We start from the raw sequence: 16,635 nt of genomic DNA on the forward strand, positions 1-16,635 counted from the left end.
GCAAGTTCCCAACCGGGTTCAGGAGGTCACGCATTATAACCCTGGCTGCCCATCGGGTGTACCCGAATCGGGCAGCAGACTCGGTGCAATGGGTGGCATGTCACGCTGGCCGAGGCGTCTGGCCAGTGCAGAGAGCAGTTGGGGCTCGTCCACCTCCATCAACAGACCGGCCACCAGCGCCCCGTATTGACGGTTGGAGAGTTCCGCCAGCAGGTATTTCTGGGCTTGCGGCGGCAAGGGGGAGAGTGCGCTCAGTTGGCGCAGGGCGGCTCCCTTCAATCCCTCATTGCCACTGGCGGCAATCAGCAGATCGCTGGCAGCACTGCCGTGATGAAAGCGGTTAATGGTAGAGAGTGCACGCAGCGCATCCTGATCTGCCGGCCGCCGCCACAGCATGCCATAGAGCGCCGGTTCCCCGGTGCGCTGCAACAGATGGAACAACAGGTGATTGTCGGGCAGATAGATATTCTGGCTGGCCAGCGCTTGCGCCTCCCGCATCCAGATCGGTTGCGGCAAGGTGTCGAGGGCCAGCAACAGGGCTTGCTGCTGCATGGCGAGATCGGGGTTACTGCTGTAGTAGATGGACTTTAGCTGGAAGCTGCCCTGAGCAAGCTGCTGTCGATAGCGCTGCATCAGTGATTGCAGCTGCCACGCCCCCAGCAACTGACGGGCCTGCGCGGCAAAATCATAGACAGGTTGCAGCACCAGAAAACCGTCGACCTGCTGCTCCATGAGCCACTCGGGGGCCTTGTCGGCCTGAGCCTCGACCCACTGTTGCAACGCAGGGGATGCAGGGGGGGTCGCGGGAATATCCCGCAGCAGCTGCAACAGCAGGAACTCCCGCCGCTCGCGACTCAGGGTCGCCAGCAGAGAGTCGATGGCTGCAAATTGCCCCTCCTGCAGACGGCCCGCCAGATAGCGCTGGTGCGTCTGCAACGTCTCGGCGGTCACCGCGACCGGAGCACTCTGCGCGCAGGCGGGCATTGCACTCAGCAACCCCAGCAATAACCAGAAAACAGGCTTCATGACGTCTCCATCCATGTGACATCGGGATCTCATACTACTAGGGCGACCGGAAAACAGATAAACAAAAACCGCGACCAGGGCCGCGGTTTCGTCATTTTCTGACCGGACTTACTTCTGCTGGCGCCGCATGGCGTCGAAGAACTCGTCGTTGGTCTTGGTCATCGCCAGCTTGTCGATGAGGAACTCGATACCGTCGATCTCGCCCATCGGGTGGACAATCTTGCGCAGGATCCACATCTTCTGCAGCTCGTCACCTGAGGTGAGCAGCTCTTCTTTACGGGTGCCTGAGCGGGTGATGTCGATGGCCGGGTAGACACGCTTCTCGGCAATCTTGCGCGAGAGGTGCAGTTCCATGTTGCCGGTACCCTTGAACTCTTCGTAGATAACCTCGTCCATTTTGGAACCGGTATCGATCAGCGCGGTGGCGATGATGGTCAGGCTGCCGCCCTCCTCAACATTACGCGCGGCGCCGAAGAAGCGCTTAGGACGGTGCAGGGCGTTGGCGTCCACACCACCGGTCAGTACCTTGCCGGATGACGGGATAACGGTGTTGTAGGCACGGGCCAGACGGGTGATGGAGTCCAGCAGGATCACCACATCTTTCTTGTGCTCGACCAGACGCTTGGCCTTCTCGATCACCATTTCGGCAACCTGAACGTGACGGGAAGCAGGTTCGTCAAAGGTGGAAGCGATCACTTCACCTTTCACCATCCGCTGCATCTCGGTCACTTCTTCCGGACGCTCGTCGATCAGCAGAACGATCAGTTCACAGTCCGGGTGGTTGTAGGCGATGCTCTGGGCGATGTTCTGCAGCAGCATGGTCTTACCGGCCTTGGGCGGCGCTACGATCAGGCCACGCTGGCCTTTACCGATGGGGGAAGCCAGATCCAGTACACGGGCGGTGATATCTTCAGTTGAGCCATTACCCCGTTCCATACGCAGACGCTCGTTGGCGTGCAGCGGAGTGAGGTTTTCAAACAGGATCTTGTTGCGGGAGTTTTCCGGACGGTCGTAGTATGACCTCGTTGACCTTGAGCAGCGCGAAGTAGCGTTCGCCCTCTTTCGGTGGCCGGATCTTGCCGGAGATGGTATCGCCGGTACGCAGGTTGAAGCGGCGGATCTGGCTCGGGGAGACGTAGATATCGTCAGGGCCCGCCAGATAGGAGCCGTCTGCACTGCGCAGGAAGCCGAAACCATCGGTCAGGATTTCCAGCACACCGTCGCCAAAGATATCTTCACCACCCTTGGCGTGCGCCTTGAGGATTGCAAAAATAATATCTTTCTTGTGCGCCCGAGCCAGATTTTCCAACCCCATGGATTCGCCAAGCTTGACCAGCTCGGACACAGGAGTGTTCTTTAATTCAGTCAGATTCATAGTGGTGAAAGTCTGTAAGCAAGGATTGAAATGAGGAGACAGTCTGCTGGATTGATGCTGATCGGATTTGATTGCCAGGCTGTGGTTAGCAAAGAGTCAGGCAAAAAGGTTAGCAAACGAGCGATAAACTAGCACCAATCGGGATGAGCGTCTAGGTGATAAAACACAAGGAGCGCATTATTGCAATGCGCTCCTCTTTAATTATTACAGGTTGCCGTCCAGGAACTCTTTCAGCTGAGTCTTGGACAGTGCACCGACCTTGGTCGCTGCCACTTCGCCATTCTTGAACAGCAAGAGGGTCGGGATACCACGAATGCCGTACTTGGGCGGAGTATCAGAGTTATGGTCGATGTTCAGTTTGGCTACGGTCACGCGACCTTCGTACTCTTGGGCAACTTCTTCCAGGATCGGGGCAATCATCTTGCACGGACCACACCACTCGGCCCAGAAGTCGACCAGAACGGCGCCATCGGCTTTGATTACATCTGCCTCGAAGCTGGCATCGCTCAGCTGAACAATCTTGTCACTCATCTCCAACTCCAGTCAGTAATTAAGGCTTTATTGACATATCAACAAAGGCAATAGTTGCCCTATTTGAAATGATCCTGTTTATTATTGCAAGCCTAACCTGATAACCTACCGCCATGAGCAAAACACACTTAACGACCGACAAATTCGCCCAAATGGGCCTCGAACCCGAAGTTCTGGCTGGTCTGGAATCAAAGGGATTTCACTATTGCACGCCCATCCAGGCACTGTCTCTGCCACTACTGGTAGAAGGTCATGACCTCGCCGGTCAGGCCCAGACAGGAACCGGCAAGACCATTGCCTTCCTGGCCGCGACATTCAACTATTTGCTGACTCACCCGCTGACCAAGCCCCGTCTGGTTAATCAACCCAGAGCCATCATCATGGCACCCACCCGGGAACTGGCAGTACAGATCTATAACGATGCCGACAGCATCGCCGCTTCTACCGGCCTGAAACTCGGCCTCGCCTACGGTGGCGAAGGTTACGACAAGCAGCTGGCCGTGCTGGAGCAGGGCGTCGACATCCTGATCGGCACCACTGGCCGCATCATCGACTACTTCAAGTCCAAGGTGATCGATCTGAGCAACATTCAGGTCGTGGTACTGGACGAAGCGGATCGCATGTTCGATCTGGGCTTCATCAAGGACATCCGCTTCCTGTTCCGCCGCATGCCGCCCGCGACCGAGCGTCTGAGCATGCTGTTCTCCGCAACCCTCTCCCTGCGTGTGCAGGAGCTGGCCTACGAACACATGAACCATCCGGAACATGTGCAGGTAGAGCCGGAGCAGATGACCGGCGTACGGATCAAGGAGGAGCTGTTCTACCCCTCCAATGAAGACAAGATGTTGCTGCTGCTCTCCCTGATGGAAGAGGAGTGGCCGGAAAAAGCGATCGTCTTCGCCAACACCAAGCATGTCTGTGAAGACGTCCATGCCTGGCTGGAAAACGACGGCCACCGCGTCGGTCTGCTGACCGGTGACGTGCCGCAGAAAAAGCGGATGAAGATCCTCGAGGATTTCACCAAGGGTGCGCTCGATATTCTGGTCGCCACCGACGTGGCCGCCCGTGGTCTGCACATCCCTGACGTGACCCACGTCTTCAACTATGACCTGCCCGACGACGCCGAAGACTATGTACACCGTATCGGTCGTACCGGTCGTGCCGGCAAGAGCGGTCACTCCATCAGCCTGGCCTGTGAAGACTATGCCTTCAACCTGCCGGCCATCGAGGAGTACATCCACCACGCCATTCCGGTCAGCAAGTACGACCGTGAAGCGCTGCTGGATGACGTGACCCCGCCGAAACGGGTGTTCCGCAACCGTCAGCCGGTGAACCGCAACATGCGGGATCGTCAGGGCGGTGGCAACAGCAACAACCGTCGTCGTCCGCCGCGCAAGAGCTAAGGACAGGCCCGTTGCACAACTCGCCTCTCTATGCCGCTATCGACCTCGGCTCCAACAGCTTTCATATGCTGGTGGTGCGCGAGGTCGCCGGTGCCCTGCGCACCGTCGCCAAGGTCAAGCGCAAGGTTCGCCTCGCAGCCGGGCTCGATCCGGAATTTCGTCTCAGCCGTGCCGCCATGGAGCGAGGCTGGGACTGTTTGCGTCTCTTCTCCGAACAGTTGCAGGACATTCCGGCCGACAACATCCGGGTGGTGGGCACCGCGACCTTGCGGCTTGCCACCAACGTCGATGAGTTCCTCAGCGAAGCGGAACGGGTTCTCAACCACAGCATCGAGATCATCTCGGGCGAGGAAGAGGCCAAGACCATCTATGAGGGGGTCTCCTGGACCTCTGCCGGGGAAGGCAACCGGCTGGTGATCGACATCGGCGGCGCCAGTACCGAACTGGTGATTGGCGAGCACAGCGAAGCAAAACTGCTCAACAGCCTGCACATGGGCTGCGTCACCTGGCTCAACAATCACTTCGGTGATGGCGAGCTCTCTGAAGCCCGTTTCGAGCAGGCGATTGCTGCCGCCAAGGCGGTGCTGGAGAAGGTGGCGGAAGATTACCGGGCCCTCGGCTGGCGCACCTGCGTCGGCGCCTCTGGCACGGTGCAGGCGCTACAAGAGATCATGCTGGCGCAAGGGAAGAGCGAACGGGTCACCCTGCCGAAACTGCAGGAGCTGATGGGTCAGGCCATCGCCTGCGGCAAGCTCGACCGGCTGCAACTGGAAGGGCTGGCGGCCGAGCGGCTGACCGTGTTCCCCTCCGGCCTCGCCATCCTGATCGCCATCTTCGAAACCCTCGATATCGAGAGCATGACCCTCGCGGGTGGCGCCCTGCGTGAAGGACTGATCTACGGTCTGCTGGGCAACAATCACGACTGTGATGCCCGGGATCGTACCGCCGACAGCCTGATCAGCCGCTATCAGCTGGATAAAGAGCACGCCGAACGGGTGCGTGATACCGCTGTCGAGGCATTCAACCAGCTGCAACCGGCCTGGCGACTCTCCAAACGCTACGGTCGCCCGATCTTGCGTTATGCCGCCCTGCTGCACGAGATCGGCCTCTGTATCGAGTACAAGAAGGCGCCGCAACACGCCGCCTACATCATCGACAACATCGATATGCCGGGCTTTACCCCTGCGCAAAAGAAGCTGTTGTCGGCCCTGCTGTTCAACCAGCGGGACGAATTCAAGCTGGAACCACTGGAGAAACAGGGTGCCGTCACCGGTCGTCAGGCGATCCGGCTGGCCCGTATCCTGCGCATCGCGCTGATCCTCTGCATGCGCCGTACCCAGGGCACAGTGCCCAGCTTCACCCTGCAGGCAGAAGAGGAGTCACTGACACTGACCCTGCCCAAGGGCTGGATGGATGAACACTACCTGCGCGCCAGCGAGCTGCGCTTTGAAGTGGAACGCCAGCAGAAGATGGGCTGGCCGACCCGCGTACAGGAAGCCTGACTCAGCAACCTGCCTGTTTTGGAGCCGATCATGCCGGATTATCAACCCATCAGCTGCGATCTCTACGACTGGCTCGAAATTGCTGCCAGCTGGCAACTGCCGGTGACCCTCACCAGCCGCGATGATCGCCAATGGGATGACAAGATCCGCACTATCGAAGCCAGCGAAGGGGTCGAGTATCTGTTGCTGCACAGTGGCGAGCGGCTCAGCCTCGCGGATCTGGCGACCCTGCGCCTGAACTGGCAAGGGGAAGAGAAGCTGATCCGCTTCGCGCCAACCAACTGAATCCATTAAGAAAAAGGAGGGCCAACATGATGTTGGCCCTCCTTTTTGCATCTGCGGCTCACACCGGCCGTTAACCCGCCGCCAGTGCCGCCATCACATAGACATCGAAGCGGTTGCTCTTGGTCTCGATGGCCATGCTGGGCTTCTGTTCGTTGAGCCAGCCGGCGTAGTCCGGCCGCTTCACCACCACCCGCCTCTCTGCCATTTGAAGCGCAGCTGGCAGCAGAGCATCAGCATCAAGATCCGGCCCCACCAGCGACTGGAACACCCGCATCTCTTTTTTCACCAGCGCCGACTTCTGCTTGTGCGGGAACATGGGATCGAGGTAGATCACCTCGGGCCGCTCCGGCAGCGCCAGCAGATTGTCCACCGCCGGGCCTTTCAGCAGGTGCATCCGCTCGCTGACCCAGGGGCCAATCTCGGGATCCTGTGCCGCCCGCGCCAGCCCGTCCTGCAACAGGGCAGCCACCACAGGGCAGCGTTCGATCAGGGTCACCTTGCAACCGAGGGAGGCGAGCACGAAGGCATCGCGCCCCAGCCCGGCGGTGGCATCCACCACGGTCGGTGTGGCACCGGCCTTGAGCCCCACCGCCTTGGCGATGGATTGACCGCGACCGCCGCCAAACTTGCGGCGATGCGCCACCGCCCCTTCCACGAAGTCCACATAGACAGCACCCAGCTTGGGCTCATCCAGCTTGCGCAGCTCCAGTCTCTCTTCAGTCAGTACCAGCGCAAACGGAGCCGGAAACTCCACGTCGGCAAGGCGTAAACGCAAGGCGTCGAGCTCGCCATCACGGGCGGGGACTTCACTGAAAACCTGAATATGGGGCATAGGAGACAGACTCATGGCACGTACAGAAGCGGCCATGATAACAGAAGCGGTGGATCAGCTCACGACAGTGAGGTTCATCCCCTGACGGTTGAGAGCGAGGTAATCAATGAGATCGTCATAGGCCAGCGGGCGGCTGAGCAGATAACCCTGGGTGAAGGCACACCCCTTCTGGCAGAGGAAGTTGAGCTGCTCGCGGGTCTCTACCCCCTCGATCACCACCTGCATGCCGAGGTTGTGCACTATGTTGATGATGCCGTCGAGCAGCATCCTATCCTGCTCGTTGAAGGGGATATGGCGCACGAAGGAGCGGTCGATCTTGACCAGATCTACCGGGAAGGTGCGCAGATAGTTGAGGGCCGAGTAGCCGGTACCGAAATCGTCGATGGCCAGCTTGCAGCCCGCCTCGCGCAGGGCATCGATCCGCACCCTGTGCTGATCGCTGCTCTCCATCAGCAGAGATTCGGTGATTTCGATGACGATGTCGGCAGGATCGAGCCCGAAATGCTGGATCACCTTGAGCCACTCGCTCGCCTCGGGGTCGATGGTCTGGAACTCCATGGTGGAACGGTTGATCGACATCTGCAGATCAGGGAAGCCGGATTGCTGCAACCGCGCCAGATCCCGGCACGATTGCCACAATACCAGCGCACCCAGCCCCTGAATCAATCCCGCCTCTTCCGCCAGCGGAATAAACTCGGCAGGGGATACCTGCCCCCAGTGGGGGTGATACCAGCGCACCAGCGCCTCCAGCTTGGCGACCCGTCCGCTGCGATTGTCCCAGATGGGCTGGTAGGCCATGGTCAGCTGCTCCAGCTTGATCGCTTCGGCCAGATCCTGCTGCATCTGGTGGCGCTGGCGCACCTCTTCTCGCATGGATGAGCAGTAGGCACCGAGCAACCGTCCCTGTCGCTTGGCCGCAAACAGCGCCTGTTCGGCGTTGCGCAGCAGCTCGTCGCTCTCGCTGCCATCAACCGGGCAGAGGGTCATGCCGATGGTCGCGGTCACATAGAGATGCTGGTTGGCCAGCATAAAGGGACGGGCAAAGCTGCCGATCACCTGCTTGGCAAACACCTCGGCCTGACGGCGGGTGACGATGCCGGGCACCAGAAACGCGAACTCGTCGCCACCGATACGGGCCACCAAATCTTCGGTGCGCACCCGGCTCACCAGTCGATCCGACACCTCCCGCAACAGGGCATCGCCAGCATGGTGATCCATGCTGTTATTGACCGCCTTGAAGTTGTTGAGGTCGAGCACCATAAGCGCGAAGCGCTCGCCCCGCTCGCAGAAACGGGTGAGGCAGCGGCCAAACAGCCAGCGGTTGGGCAAGCTGGTGAGGTTGTCGTAGTTGGCCTGGGTCGCGATCTTCTGCTCGGCCACCTTGGTCTGGGAAAGATCGCTGAAAATGGCGATATATTGCTGGATTTTGCCCGCTTCGCGCAGGGTGCTGATCATCAGCTGCTGCGGATAGAGCTTGCCGTTCTTGCGCTTGTTCCACACTTCGCCACGCCACACCCCCACCCGCTCCAGCGCATGGTACATGTCGGCATAAAAGGTCTGATCGTGCAGCCCGGACTTGAGCATGCTGGGCGCTGGCCCCGCACCTCATCGCTGCTGTAGCCGGTGATCTGCTCGAAGGCCGGGTTGACCGAGATGATGCGGCTGTCGGCATCGCACACCAGAATCGCTTCGGAGAGGTTGTCGTAGACCCGGTGAGAGAGCTTGAGCTGCTCCGCATGGCGCTTGAGGGGATCGATATTCTCCAGCAGCACCATCAGGTAGTCCGGCTGCTGCTGCTCGTCGCGGATCAGGGTGACAGTTACCCGCCCCCACAGGATCTCGCCCCCCTTGCAGAAGTAGCGCTTCTCCTGGGTGAAACTGCTGCGCTCGCCACGCCGGATCTCTTCGTAGCACTCAAGGCTGCGCTGCCAATCCTCCGGGTGATTGATGTCGGAGATGGAGCGATGAAGCAGCTCGTCGAGGGGATAGCCCAGCATCTTCTCGATAGCCGGATTGGCCCAGAGAATGCGGCCGGTGAGATCGAGCTTGCCGATCCCCACCGGGGCCTGAAACAGCATGCTCTGCAGCATGGGGGGTATCAGGCAAGAGTTGCGGCAGCTGGCGTTGCAGCATCAGCGCCAGTTCACGACCGGCCAGCGGCCCCAGCAACCGGAGCAGCCCCATCACCTTGGTCATATTGGCCTGCGGCTGACGATAGAGCAGGCAGCAGATACCTATGGTCTCGCCATCCGCATCCTTGAGGGCGATCCCGGCGTAGGCCTGGGCTTGCCACGCATCGGCAAGCGGCATCGCGGGGAACAGCTGCAACAGACGATCGCTGAACCAGGCTTCCCCCTCCTGCCAGGTAATGGCATCGGGAGAGTCAGTGATTGGCAGCGTCAGGGTATCGGGGTCAAGAGAGGAGGGATGTGCAGCCTGAACCGTCAGGTGGGTAGCATTTGATTCCCTGCTGGCGATCAGGACGACATCAGCCATCACAGCAGCGGCGATTTCACTCACAAAGGTATCGAAATATCCCTGGCCGCTCGAATGAGCCAGACTGGAGATGATTTGATAGACGGAATCGAGTGCTCGCCTCATGGCAAGTGGCTTTCTCTCCTTGAAGGTTAGAACACGACTCTACTGAAGAGCCGTGAGCAGTGCAAATATGCAATCAGCAAGATATTAAAAAGCCTTGAAAAAAGGGACCAAAAGGTCCCTTTTTGTCGCAGAAATCACGACTCGATCCCACTATGCCGCAAAACAGTGTACCTGCTTGAAGCTCACACAGGCGGCGGTTCAGGAATCTCAGGCGGCGATCCCGCTATGTCGCAGCAGTGCATCCACCTTGGGCTCACGACCACGGAAGGCTCGGAACAGCTCCATCGGCTCCTTCGAGCCCCCCTTCTCCAGAATATTCTTCAGGAAGGATTGGCCGGTCGCCGGGTTGAAGATCCCCTCCTCCTCGAAGCGGGAGAAGGCATCGGCAGAGAGCACTTCGGCCCACTTGTAGCTGTAGTAGCCCGCCGCATAGCCGCCCGCGAAGATGTGGGAGAAGCTGTGCTGGAAGCGGTTGAACGCCGGTGGCGTCATCACTGCTACCTGACTGCGCACCTCATCCAGCAGCGCCGGGAGCTGTGCCGGATTGGCCGGATCAAACTCCTGATGGAGACGGAAGTCGAACAGGGCGAACTCCAGCTGGCGCAGCATCTGCATGGCCGCCTGGAAGTTGCGGGCGGTCAGCATCTTCTCCAGCAGATCGGCAGGCAGCGGCTCGCCGGTCTCGTAGTGGCCGGAGATAAAGGCCAGCGCCTCGGACTCCCAGCACCAGTTCTCGAGGAACTGGCTCGGCAGCTCCACCGCATCCCAGGCCACGCCGTTGATACCGGCGACACCGGCCACGTCGATACGGGTCAGCATGTGGTGGATACCGTGGCCAAACTCGTGGAACAGGGTGACCACTTCGTTGTGGGTGAACAGCGCCGGTTTGCCATCCACCGGGCCGTTGAAGTTGCAGGTCAGGTAGGCCACCGGCTTTTGCAGCGAGCCATCCTGACGGTAGCGACGGCCCAGACAGACATCCATCCAGGCCCCGCCCTGCTTGTGCTCGCGGGCGTAGAGGTCGAGATAGAAGCTGCCGCGCAGCTCGTCGTCGGCATCGAAGATGTCGTAGAAGCGCACGTCCGGATGCCAGGTGTCGATGCCGAGGCGCTCGCGCACCTTCATGCCGAACACCCGCTTCACCACTTCGAACAACCCCTTCACCACCTTGCTGGCGGGGAAGTAGGGGCGCAGCTGCTCATCGGAGATGGAGAACTTGTGCTGTTTGAGCTTCTCGGCGTAGTAGGCGAGATCCCAGGCTGCCAGCTCACTCTGACCATGCTGTTCGGCGGCGAAGGCGCGGATCTCCTCCAGCTCGGCCTTGCCTTGCGGCAGGGATTTAGCCGCCAGATCGGTGAGGAAGCTCACCACCTGTTCGGTCTTGTCCGCCATCTTGGTGGCCAGGGAGAGCTCGGCATAGTTGGCAAAGCCCAGCAGCTGGGCCAGTTCGCGACGCAGGGTGAGCAGCTCGCTCATGATGGCGGAGTTGTCCCACTTGCCCGCATTGGGGCCCTGATCGGAGGCGCGGGTGGTGAAGGCTTCGTACATCTCGGCGCGCAGCTCGCGGTTGTCGGCATACATCATCACCGGCAGATAAGAGGGGATATCCAACGTGAACAGCCACCCCTCTTTGCCTTTAAGTTCAGCCATCTGACGGGCAGCGGCACGCACGCTCTCGGGCAGACCGGCCAATTCGGCTTCATCGGCCACCAGCTTGTGCCAGCCCTGGGTTGCGTCCAGCACGTTGTTGCTGAAACGGGAGGCCAGCTCGGAGAGGCGGGCCTGAATTTCGCCGTAACGCTGCTGCGCCTCGGCAGGCAGACCGATGCCGGAGAGGCGGAAGTCACGCAGGGTATTCTGGATCTCCTTGCGCTGGGCACCGCTCAGCAGCGGGAAATCATCGCTCTGGGAGAGGGCCAGATAGGCCTGATAGAGCCCTTCATGCTGACCAACATAGGTCTGGAATTCGGAGAGCAGCGGCAGGCAGGCGTCATGGGCCTCGCGCAGCGCTTCGCTGTTGAGTACGGAGTTGAGGTGGCTGACCGGTGACCAGATCCGTGACAGGCGGTCATTTACCTCTTCCAGCGGGGCAATCAGGCTATCCCAGGTATGGGGATCACGCTGGGCCAGCACATCGCTGATCTTCTGCTTGCAGTCAGCAATCGCCTGAATCACGGCAGGCTGAACCTGCTCCGGCTTGATCTGGCTGAAAGGGGGCAGCGAATCCATTGTCAGCAAAGGGTTATTCATCCCGGTTACCTCTTGTTTGGTCTTGAACAGACCGCTTTAGCAGCTCTGTATGGCTTTCTAACATGTGGCCAAGCCACGCAATAATCAAGCGGGAATCCGCCGCAACCCTGTACTTTTCCAGCCATTGCGACCCGGATCTCTGCCGTTGCTGCAGTTTTGCCATCAACAGCCAGTAACAGAATGAATCTGTGGGCCTTTTTTGGCTCTTACCGCTACTTTCAAGGGGCAAAAGTCGCATTTACCGGCGCCACAGCTGCCAGCCAAGTACCGTCATGCTCAATCATGGAAACGGACAAAATGTGGTAGCTGTAACAAATTATCAATATTTTTCAGTTAATTAGAATCAAAACCAACTATTGATTAATTTATTTTCAAGCATCTATCATAGGCAACCTGCCATGCAGGTCACTTGATTCTCTGTGCTGCACAGAAATCGGGTGAAAAAGGCAAAGTGACCCGAAAGGGCGCGACGCAAAGCCACCGGTCTAAGGGAAAACACCTATGACAGCGGGGCTGCCCCCGGGGACGTCCGGTCACAACCGACGCCCCATTTGCACCGTACGGAGAGACGATGAACAAACTCAAATTATCCCTGCTTGGCTGCCTGCTCGGCATGGGCGCCCCCATGGCATATGCCACCAGTGCCGGTCAGGCGATGGTCAACCCCCAGTCCGGCGTAGTGGTCGGCTATTGGCACAACTGGTGTGACGGCTCGGGCTACAAGGGCGGTATCGCCCCTGCGTCAAGCTCGATCAGGTCAACCCGCAATACAACGTGGTCGATGTCTCCTTCATGAAGGTCTATGGCAGCGATCCCATCCCCACCTTCAAACTCGACCCGGCCATCGGCATGAGCGAAAGCCAGTTTATCGAGCAGATTGCCGAACTGAACCGTCAGGGCCGTGCCGTGCTGCTGGCGCTGGGCGGTGCCGATGCGCACATCGAGCTGCGCAAGGGTCAGGAGCAGGCCTTTGCCGACGAGATCATCCGTCTGGTGGAGACCTATGGCTTCGACGGGCTGGATATCGATCTGGAACAGGCCGCCATCACTGCCGCCGACAACCAGACCGTGATCCCGGCGGCCCTGCGTCTGGTCAAGGATCACTATCGCGCCCAGGGGAAAAACTTCCTCATCACCATGGCGCCGGAGTTCCCCTATCTGACCCAGACTGGCGCCTACATCCCCTATATCCGCAATCTGGAAGGCTACTACGACTGGATCAACCCTCAGTTCTACAACCAGGGTGGCGATGGTATCTACATCGATGGCATCGGCTGGATTGCCCAGAACAACGATGCCCTGAAAGAAGAGTTCATCTACTACATGGCGGATTCGCTGAGCAACGGTACCCGCGGCTTCTACAAGATCCCCCATGACAAGCTGGTATTCGGCATTCCGACCAACATTGACGCCGCCGCCACCGGCTATGTGCAGGATCCGCAGAAACTCTACAACGCCTTCAACCGCCTGAAGAGCGAGGGACAACCGCTGCGTGGCGTGATGACCTGGTCCATCAACTGGGACATGGGCCGCAACGCCGCCGGTCAGTCCTACAACGAATCCTTCATCAAGAGCTACGGCCCCTTCATCCACGATCAGGAGATCACGCCCCCGGTCGACAACGGCAAGCCGGTGTTCAGTGGCCTGAGCGATACCCGTATCAAGCAGGGCACCGCCTTTGATCCGCTGGCCGGTGTCAGCGCCAACGACAAGGAAGATGGTGACCTGACTGGCCAGATCCAGGTGGAAGGCTCGGTAGACAGCCAGCGCATCGGCCTCTACCCCCTCACCTACAAGGTGAGCGATCGCGACAACAACGTCACCGAGCAGGTACGTACCATCGAGGTCTACAGCATGAAGCCGGTATTCAGCGGCGTCACCGACACCACGCTGGAACTGGGTACCCCCTTCGATCCGATGACAGGCGTCAGCGCCCATGATGAAGAAGATGGCGACCTGACCGCCCAAATCAAGGTCAGCGGCAGCGTCGACAGCAGCAAGGTCGGCCGCTACACCCTCACCTATCAGGTAAGCGACAGCGCCGGTCAGCAGGTAACCCAACAGCGCAACGTAACCGTCAGGGAGCAGGGCGCCGTCTGTGAAAACAGCTGGGATGCCAAGAAGGTCTACGTGGGCGGCGACATCGTCAGCCACAACGGCAAGAACTGGCTGGCTGGCTGGTGGACCCAGAACGAAGAGCCGGGTACCACAGGTGACTGGGGCGTCTGGCGCGTACAGGGCGACTGCGGCGGCACAACGCCACCCGTCGAAGGCAGCAGCGACTTCACCGTCAGCGCCATGGCGAGCGAGTACACCATAGTCAACGGTCAGGTCAGCATCCGCTTCAACCTGACCACCGCCAACCCGGTACAGATCACCGCGACTCTGGAGCAGAGCGGCCACAGCCACGGCACCACCAGCAGCCAGGTGAACGGCACCAGCACCCTGGTACTGCAGGGCAGCAATGTCACCGATGGCAGCTACGACGTGGTCATCACCGGTCTGGCTGTCGGCCAGCAGCCGGTGGTGCAGCGCTTCCCGGTTGCGCTGACCGAAGAGAGCAGCGGGGGTGGCGAAGGTGACTACCCGGCCTACGCCCCCAACACCGGCTATCAGGCCGGTGATCGGGTCAGCAATGCCGGCGGCAACTACGAGTGCAAACCCTGGCCCTACAGCGGCTGGTGTGGCGGCTCGATCAGCCACTATGCACCGGGTACCGGCTCTGCCTGGAGCGATGCCTGGATCAAGCTGTAATCAGCCGCTCGTTACCAAAAGAGAGCCATAACGATAGAGGGGGAGCCATCGGCTCCCCCTCTCGTTTATCTCTTCAACCCGGCTTAACGGGCATCTTCCTTCAGCCACTGCGCTACGCGCTTGGCGAAGTAGGTGAGGATGCCATCGGCCCCGGCCCGCTTGAAGCAAAGCAGGGACTCCATGATGGTCTCCTTCTCTTTCAGCCAGCCGTTCTGGATCGCCGCCATGTGCATGGCGTACTCGCCGCTCACCTGATAGGCAAAGGTCGGCACGCCGAACTGATCCTTCACCTGACGAACCACGTCCAGATAGGGCATGCCCGGCTTGACCATCACGCTGTCGGCCCCTTCCTGAATATCCAGCGCCACTTCGTGCAGGGCTTCGTTGCTGTTGGCCGGGTCCATCTGATAGGTAGCCTTGTTGCTCTTGCCAAGGTTGCCGGCAGAGCCGACCGCATCGCGGAACGGGCCGTAGTAGCAGGAGGCGTACTTGGCGGAGTAGGCCATGATCTGGGTGTTGATGAAGCCGTTCTCTTCCAGCGCGGCGCGGATGGCACCGATGCGGCCATCCATCATGTCGGACGGCGCCACGATATCGACCCCGGCCTCGGCATGGGAGAGCGCCTGCTTGATCAGGATCTCGGTGGTGATGTCGTTCAGCACATAGCCTTCGTCATCGATGATGCCGTCCTGCCCGTGGGTGGTGAACGGATCGAGCGCCACATCGGTGATGACCCCCAGCTCCGGGAAGCGGGCCTTGAGGGCACGCACGGTGCGCTGGGCCAGTCCGTTCGGGTTGTAGGCCTCTTCCGCCATCAGGCTCTTGCTCTCCAGCGGGGTGACCGGGAACAGGGCGATAGCGGGCACGCCCAGCTCCACCAGCTCGGCAGCCTCTTCCAGCAGCAGATCGATGGAGAGACGCTCCACCCCCGGCATGGAGGGAACGGCTTCACGGCGGCTCTCCCCCTCCAGCACAAACACCGGATAGATGAGATCGTTGACGGTCAGTACGTTCTCGCGCACCAGACGACGGCTGAAATCATGTTTGCGCAGACGGCGCAGGCGGCGGCCCGGAAAGGCGCCCGGAAGAGTTGTAGCCATGAATCACTCCTGGAGAGGAAGTTGGAAGAACGCGGCGGAGGTGGCCCGGGTATGGGCCAGCAAGGCCTCGGGCGCTTCACCACGACAGGCCGCCACCACCTGGGCGATGTGCGGCAAAAAAGCAGGTTCGTTGCGTTTCGGGCGCGGTTTCAGATCCCGCGGCACCAGATAGGGGGCATCGGTCTCGATCATCAGCCGACCGGCCGGAATGCGGGCCACCTGCTCGCGCAGCAGCTGGCCGCGGCGCTCGTCGCAGAGCCAGCCGGTCACCCCGATATGCAGCCCCAGCGCCAGACACTCGTCCAGCTCCTCATCAGAACCGGTGAAGCAGTGCAGCACGGCTCCCGGTAGTTTCGGCAACCAGGGACGGAGGATCTCGATAAAACGGGCGTGGGCATCGCGGCAGTGAAGAAACACCGGCATCCGGAGCTCGGCAGCCAGTGCCAGCTGGGCGTCGAATACCGCATCCTGTACCGGACGGGGGGAGAAGTCGCGGTTGTAGTCGAGGCCGCACTCGCCAATAGCCACCACCTGCGGCAGCGCCGCCAGCTCGCGCAAGGCGGGCAGGGTCGCCGCATCGACACTCTTGGCATCGTGAGGGTGTACCCCGGCGGTGGAGAAGCAGTAGCCCGGCCAACGGGCGGCCAACCCAGCGCTCTCGCGGCTGCCAGCCAGATCGGTACCGGTGAGGATCAGCGCTTCCACTCCGGCGGCGCGGGCACGGGCCACCAGCTCAGGCTGTTCGCCGGCGAACTGGCTGCTGGTCAGGTTTAAACCGATATCGATCATGGAATGAGACGTTCCGAACAAAAGGAATACATATCAGGTATTTGAAAACCATCTACCGAATGGGGTCTTACCATACGCCTCGAACGGGAGCATGAAAAGAGGAAGGGAGCCTAAGCTCCCCTCGTTCTGCTATTCCTGCGGACTTAGTCATCCTCTCGCCGTCCGGCAAACAGGTGACGAACAGAGC

11 protein-coding genes, 2 pseudogenes and 1 riboswitch are annotated in these 16,635 nt (G+C 60.1%); of the genes and pseudogenes, 5 read left to right on the forward strand and 8 right to left on the reverse strand.

The window, feature by feature from the left end; genetic code table 11:
* Nucleotides 1–33: 33 nt before the first annotated feature.
* From ACTG2O_RS03410 to trxA, 3 genes and pseudogenes are all read right to left on the reverse strand, one after another.
* Nucleotides 34–1,026 carry a hypothetical protein gene (locus tag ACTG2O_RS03410; protein WP_439975338.1) on the reverse strand — a complete coding sequence of 331 codons (993 nt, stop codon included), beginning with the start codon at nucleotides 1,024–1,026 and terminating at the stop codon, nucleotides 34–36.
* 108 nt (nucleotides 1,027–1,134) lie between these two features.
* Nucleotides 1,135–2,401, reverse strand: a pseudogene (gene rho, locus ACTG2O_RS03415) (transcription termination factor Rho).
* Between the two features lie 204 nt (nucleotides 2,402–2,605).
* The gene (gene trxA, locus ACTG2O_RS03420; RefSeq protein ID WP_005339416.1) at nucleotides 2,606–2,932 is read right to left on the reverse strand and encodes a thioredoxin TrxA; all 327 of its coding nucleotides are present in this window, start codon (nucleotides 2,930–2,932) and stop codon (nucleotides 2,606–2,608) included.
* Nucleotides 2,933–3,045: 113 nt separating this feature from the next.
* On the opposite strand from trxA, the gene rhlB reads away from it, so the two are divergent.
* The 3 genes from rhlB to ACTG2O_RS03435 are packed head-to-tail and all read left to right on the forward strand — an operon-like array spanning nucleotide 3,046 to nucleotide 6,122.
* On the forward strand, nucleotides 3,046–4,335 hold the full coding sequence (gene rhlB / locus ACTG2O_RS03425) for an ATP-dependent RNA helicase RhlB (RefSeq protein ID WP_005339414.1): 1,290 nt from the start codon (nucleotides 3,046–3,048) through the stop codon (nucleotides 4,333–4,335).
* 11 nt (nucleotides 4,336–4,346) lie between these two features.
* Nucleotides 4,347–5,837 carry a guanosine-5'-triphosphate,3'-diphosphate diphosphatase gene (gene gppA / locus ACTG2O_RS03430; RefSeq protein WP_005355894.1) on the forward strand — a complete coding sequence of 497 codons (1,491 nt, stop codon included), beginning with the start codon at nucleotides 4,347–4,349 and terminating at the stop codon, nucleotides 5,835–5,837.
* A gap of 30 nt (nucleotides 5,838–5,867) precedes the next feature.
* Nucleotides 5,868–6,122, forward strand: coding sequence for a Rho-binding antiterminator (locus ACTG2O_RS03435; RefSeq protein ID WP_040069895.1), 255 nt, complete (start codon nucleotides 5,868–5,870; stop codon nucleotides 6,120–6,122).
* 70 nt (nucleotides 6,123–6,192) lie between these two features.
* On the opposite strand, the gene ACTG2O_RS03440 is transcribed toward ACTG2O_RS03435, so the two are convergent.
* The 3 genes and pseudogenes from ACTG2O_RS03440 to prlC form a co-directional block, all read right to left on the reverse strand.
* Complete coding sequence (locus ACTG2O_RS03440; protein ID WP_439976646.1) at nucleotides 6,193–6,954, reverse strand: class I SAM-dependent methyltransferase; 762 nt, start codon at nucleotides 6,952–6,954, stop codon at nucleotides 6,193–6,195.
* Between the two features lie 54 nt (nucleotides 6,955–7,008).
* A pseudogene (locus ACTG2O_RS03445) lies at nucleotides 7,009–9,555 on the reverse strand (putative bifunctional diguanylate cyclase/phosphodiesterase).
* A 207-nt stretch (nucleotides 9,556–9,762) separates the two neighbouring features.
* A complete protein-coding gene (prlC, locus tag ACTG2O_RS03450) occupies nucleotides 9,763–11,805 on the reverse strand; it encodes an oligopeptidase A (protein WP_139741731.1) in 2,043 nt (680 codons plus the stop codon).
* A gap of 435 nt (nucleotides 11,806–12,240) precedes the next feature.
* A riboswitch (cyclic di-GMP riboswitch) is annotated at nucleotides 12,241–12,326 on the forward strand.
* 50 nt (nucleotides 12,327–12,376) lie between these two features.
* On the opposite strand from prlC, the gene ACTG2O_RS03455 reads away from it, so the two are divergent.
* Nucleotides 12,377–12,601: a hypothetical protein gene (locus tag ACTG2O_RS03455; RefSeq protein ID WP_439975339.1), complete on the forward strand. Its 225-nt coding sequence runs from the start codon at nucleotides 12,377–12,379 to the stop codon at nucleotides 12,599–12,601.
* The gene (locus tag ACTG2O_RS03460) at nucleotides 12,580–14,559 is read left to right on the forward strand and encodes an immunoglobulin-like domain-containing protein (protein ID WP_439975340.1); all 1,980 of its coding nucleotides are present in this window, start codon (nucleotides 12,580–12,582) and stop codon (nucleotides 14,557–14,559) included. Before ACTG2O_RS03455 ends, ACTG2O_RS03460 begins: the two co-directional genes overlap by 22 nt.
* Before the next feature lie 83 nt (nucleotides 14,560–14,642).
* Here ACTG2O_RS03460 and hemB read toward each other — a convergent pair whose 3' ends face one another.
* Entirely contained in the window at nucleotides 14,643–15,659 is a 1,017-nt protein-coding gene (gene hemB, locus ACTG2O_RS03465) for a porphobilinogen synthase (RefSeq protein WP_236285604.1), read from the reverse strand.
* 3 nt (nucleotides 15,660–15,662) lie between these two features.
* The gene (locus ACTG2O_RS03470) at nucleotides 15,663–16,448 is read right to left on the reverse strand and encodes a TatD family hydrolase (RefSeq protein WP_019446665.1); all 786 of its coding nucleotides are present in this window, start codon (nucleotides 16,446–16,448) and stop codon (nucleotides 15,663–15,665) included.
* Nucleotides 16,449–16,635: the final 187 nt, after the last annotated feature.

The organism is Aeromonas sp. 61P, from assembly GCF_051919545.1.
In the GTDB taxonomy this organism is placed as follows: domain Bacteria; phylum Pseudomonadota; class Gammaproteobacteria; order Enterobacterales; family Aeromonadaceae; genus Aeromonas; species Aeromonas veronii.

Bases quoted from the DNA above. Each gene is read 5' to 3' on its own strand.
- ACTG2O_RS03410 (WP_439975338.1), bottom strand. From the start codon at position 1,026: ATGAAGCCTGTTTTCTGGTTATTGCTGGGGTTGCTGAGTGCAATGCCC.
- ACTG2O_RS03470 (WP_019446665.1), bottom strand. From the start codon at position 16,448: ATGATCGATATCGGTTTAAACCTGACCAGCAGCCAGTTCGCCGGCGAA.
- ACTG2O_RS03440 (WP_439976646.1), bottom strand. From the start codon at position 6,954: ATGCCCCATATTCAGGTTTTCAGTGAAGTCCCCGCCCGTGATGGCGAG.
- rhlB (WP_005339414.1), top strand. From the start codon at position 3,046: ATGAGCAAAACACACTTAACGACCGACAAATTCGCCCAAATGGGCCTC.
- prlC (WP_139741731.1), bottom strand. From the start codon at position 11,805: ATGAATAACCCTTTGCTGACAATGGATTCGCTGCCCCCTTTCAGCCAG.
- trxA (WP_005339416.1), bottom strand. From the start codon at position 2,932: ATGAGTGACAAGATTGTTCAGCTGAGCGATGCCAGCTTCGAGGCAGAT.
- hemB (WP_236285604.1), bottom strand. From the start codon at position 15,659: ATGGCTACAACTCTTCCGGGCGCCTTTCCGGGCCGCCGCCTGCGCCGT.
- ACTG2O_RS03455 (WP_439975339.1), top strand. From the start codon at position 12,377: ATGAACAAACTCAAATTATCCCTGCTTGGCTGCCTGCTCGGCATGGGC.
- ACTG2O_RS03435 (WP_040069895.1), top strand. From the start codon at position 5,868: ATGCCGGATTATCAACCCATCAGCTGCGATCTCTACGACTGGCTCGAA.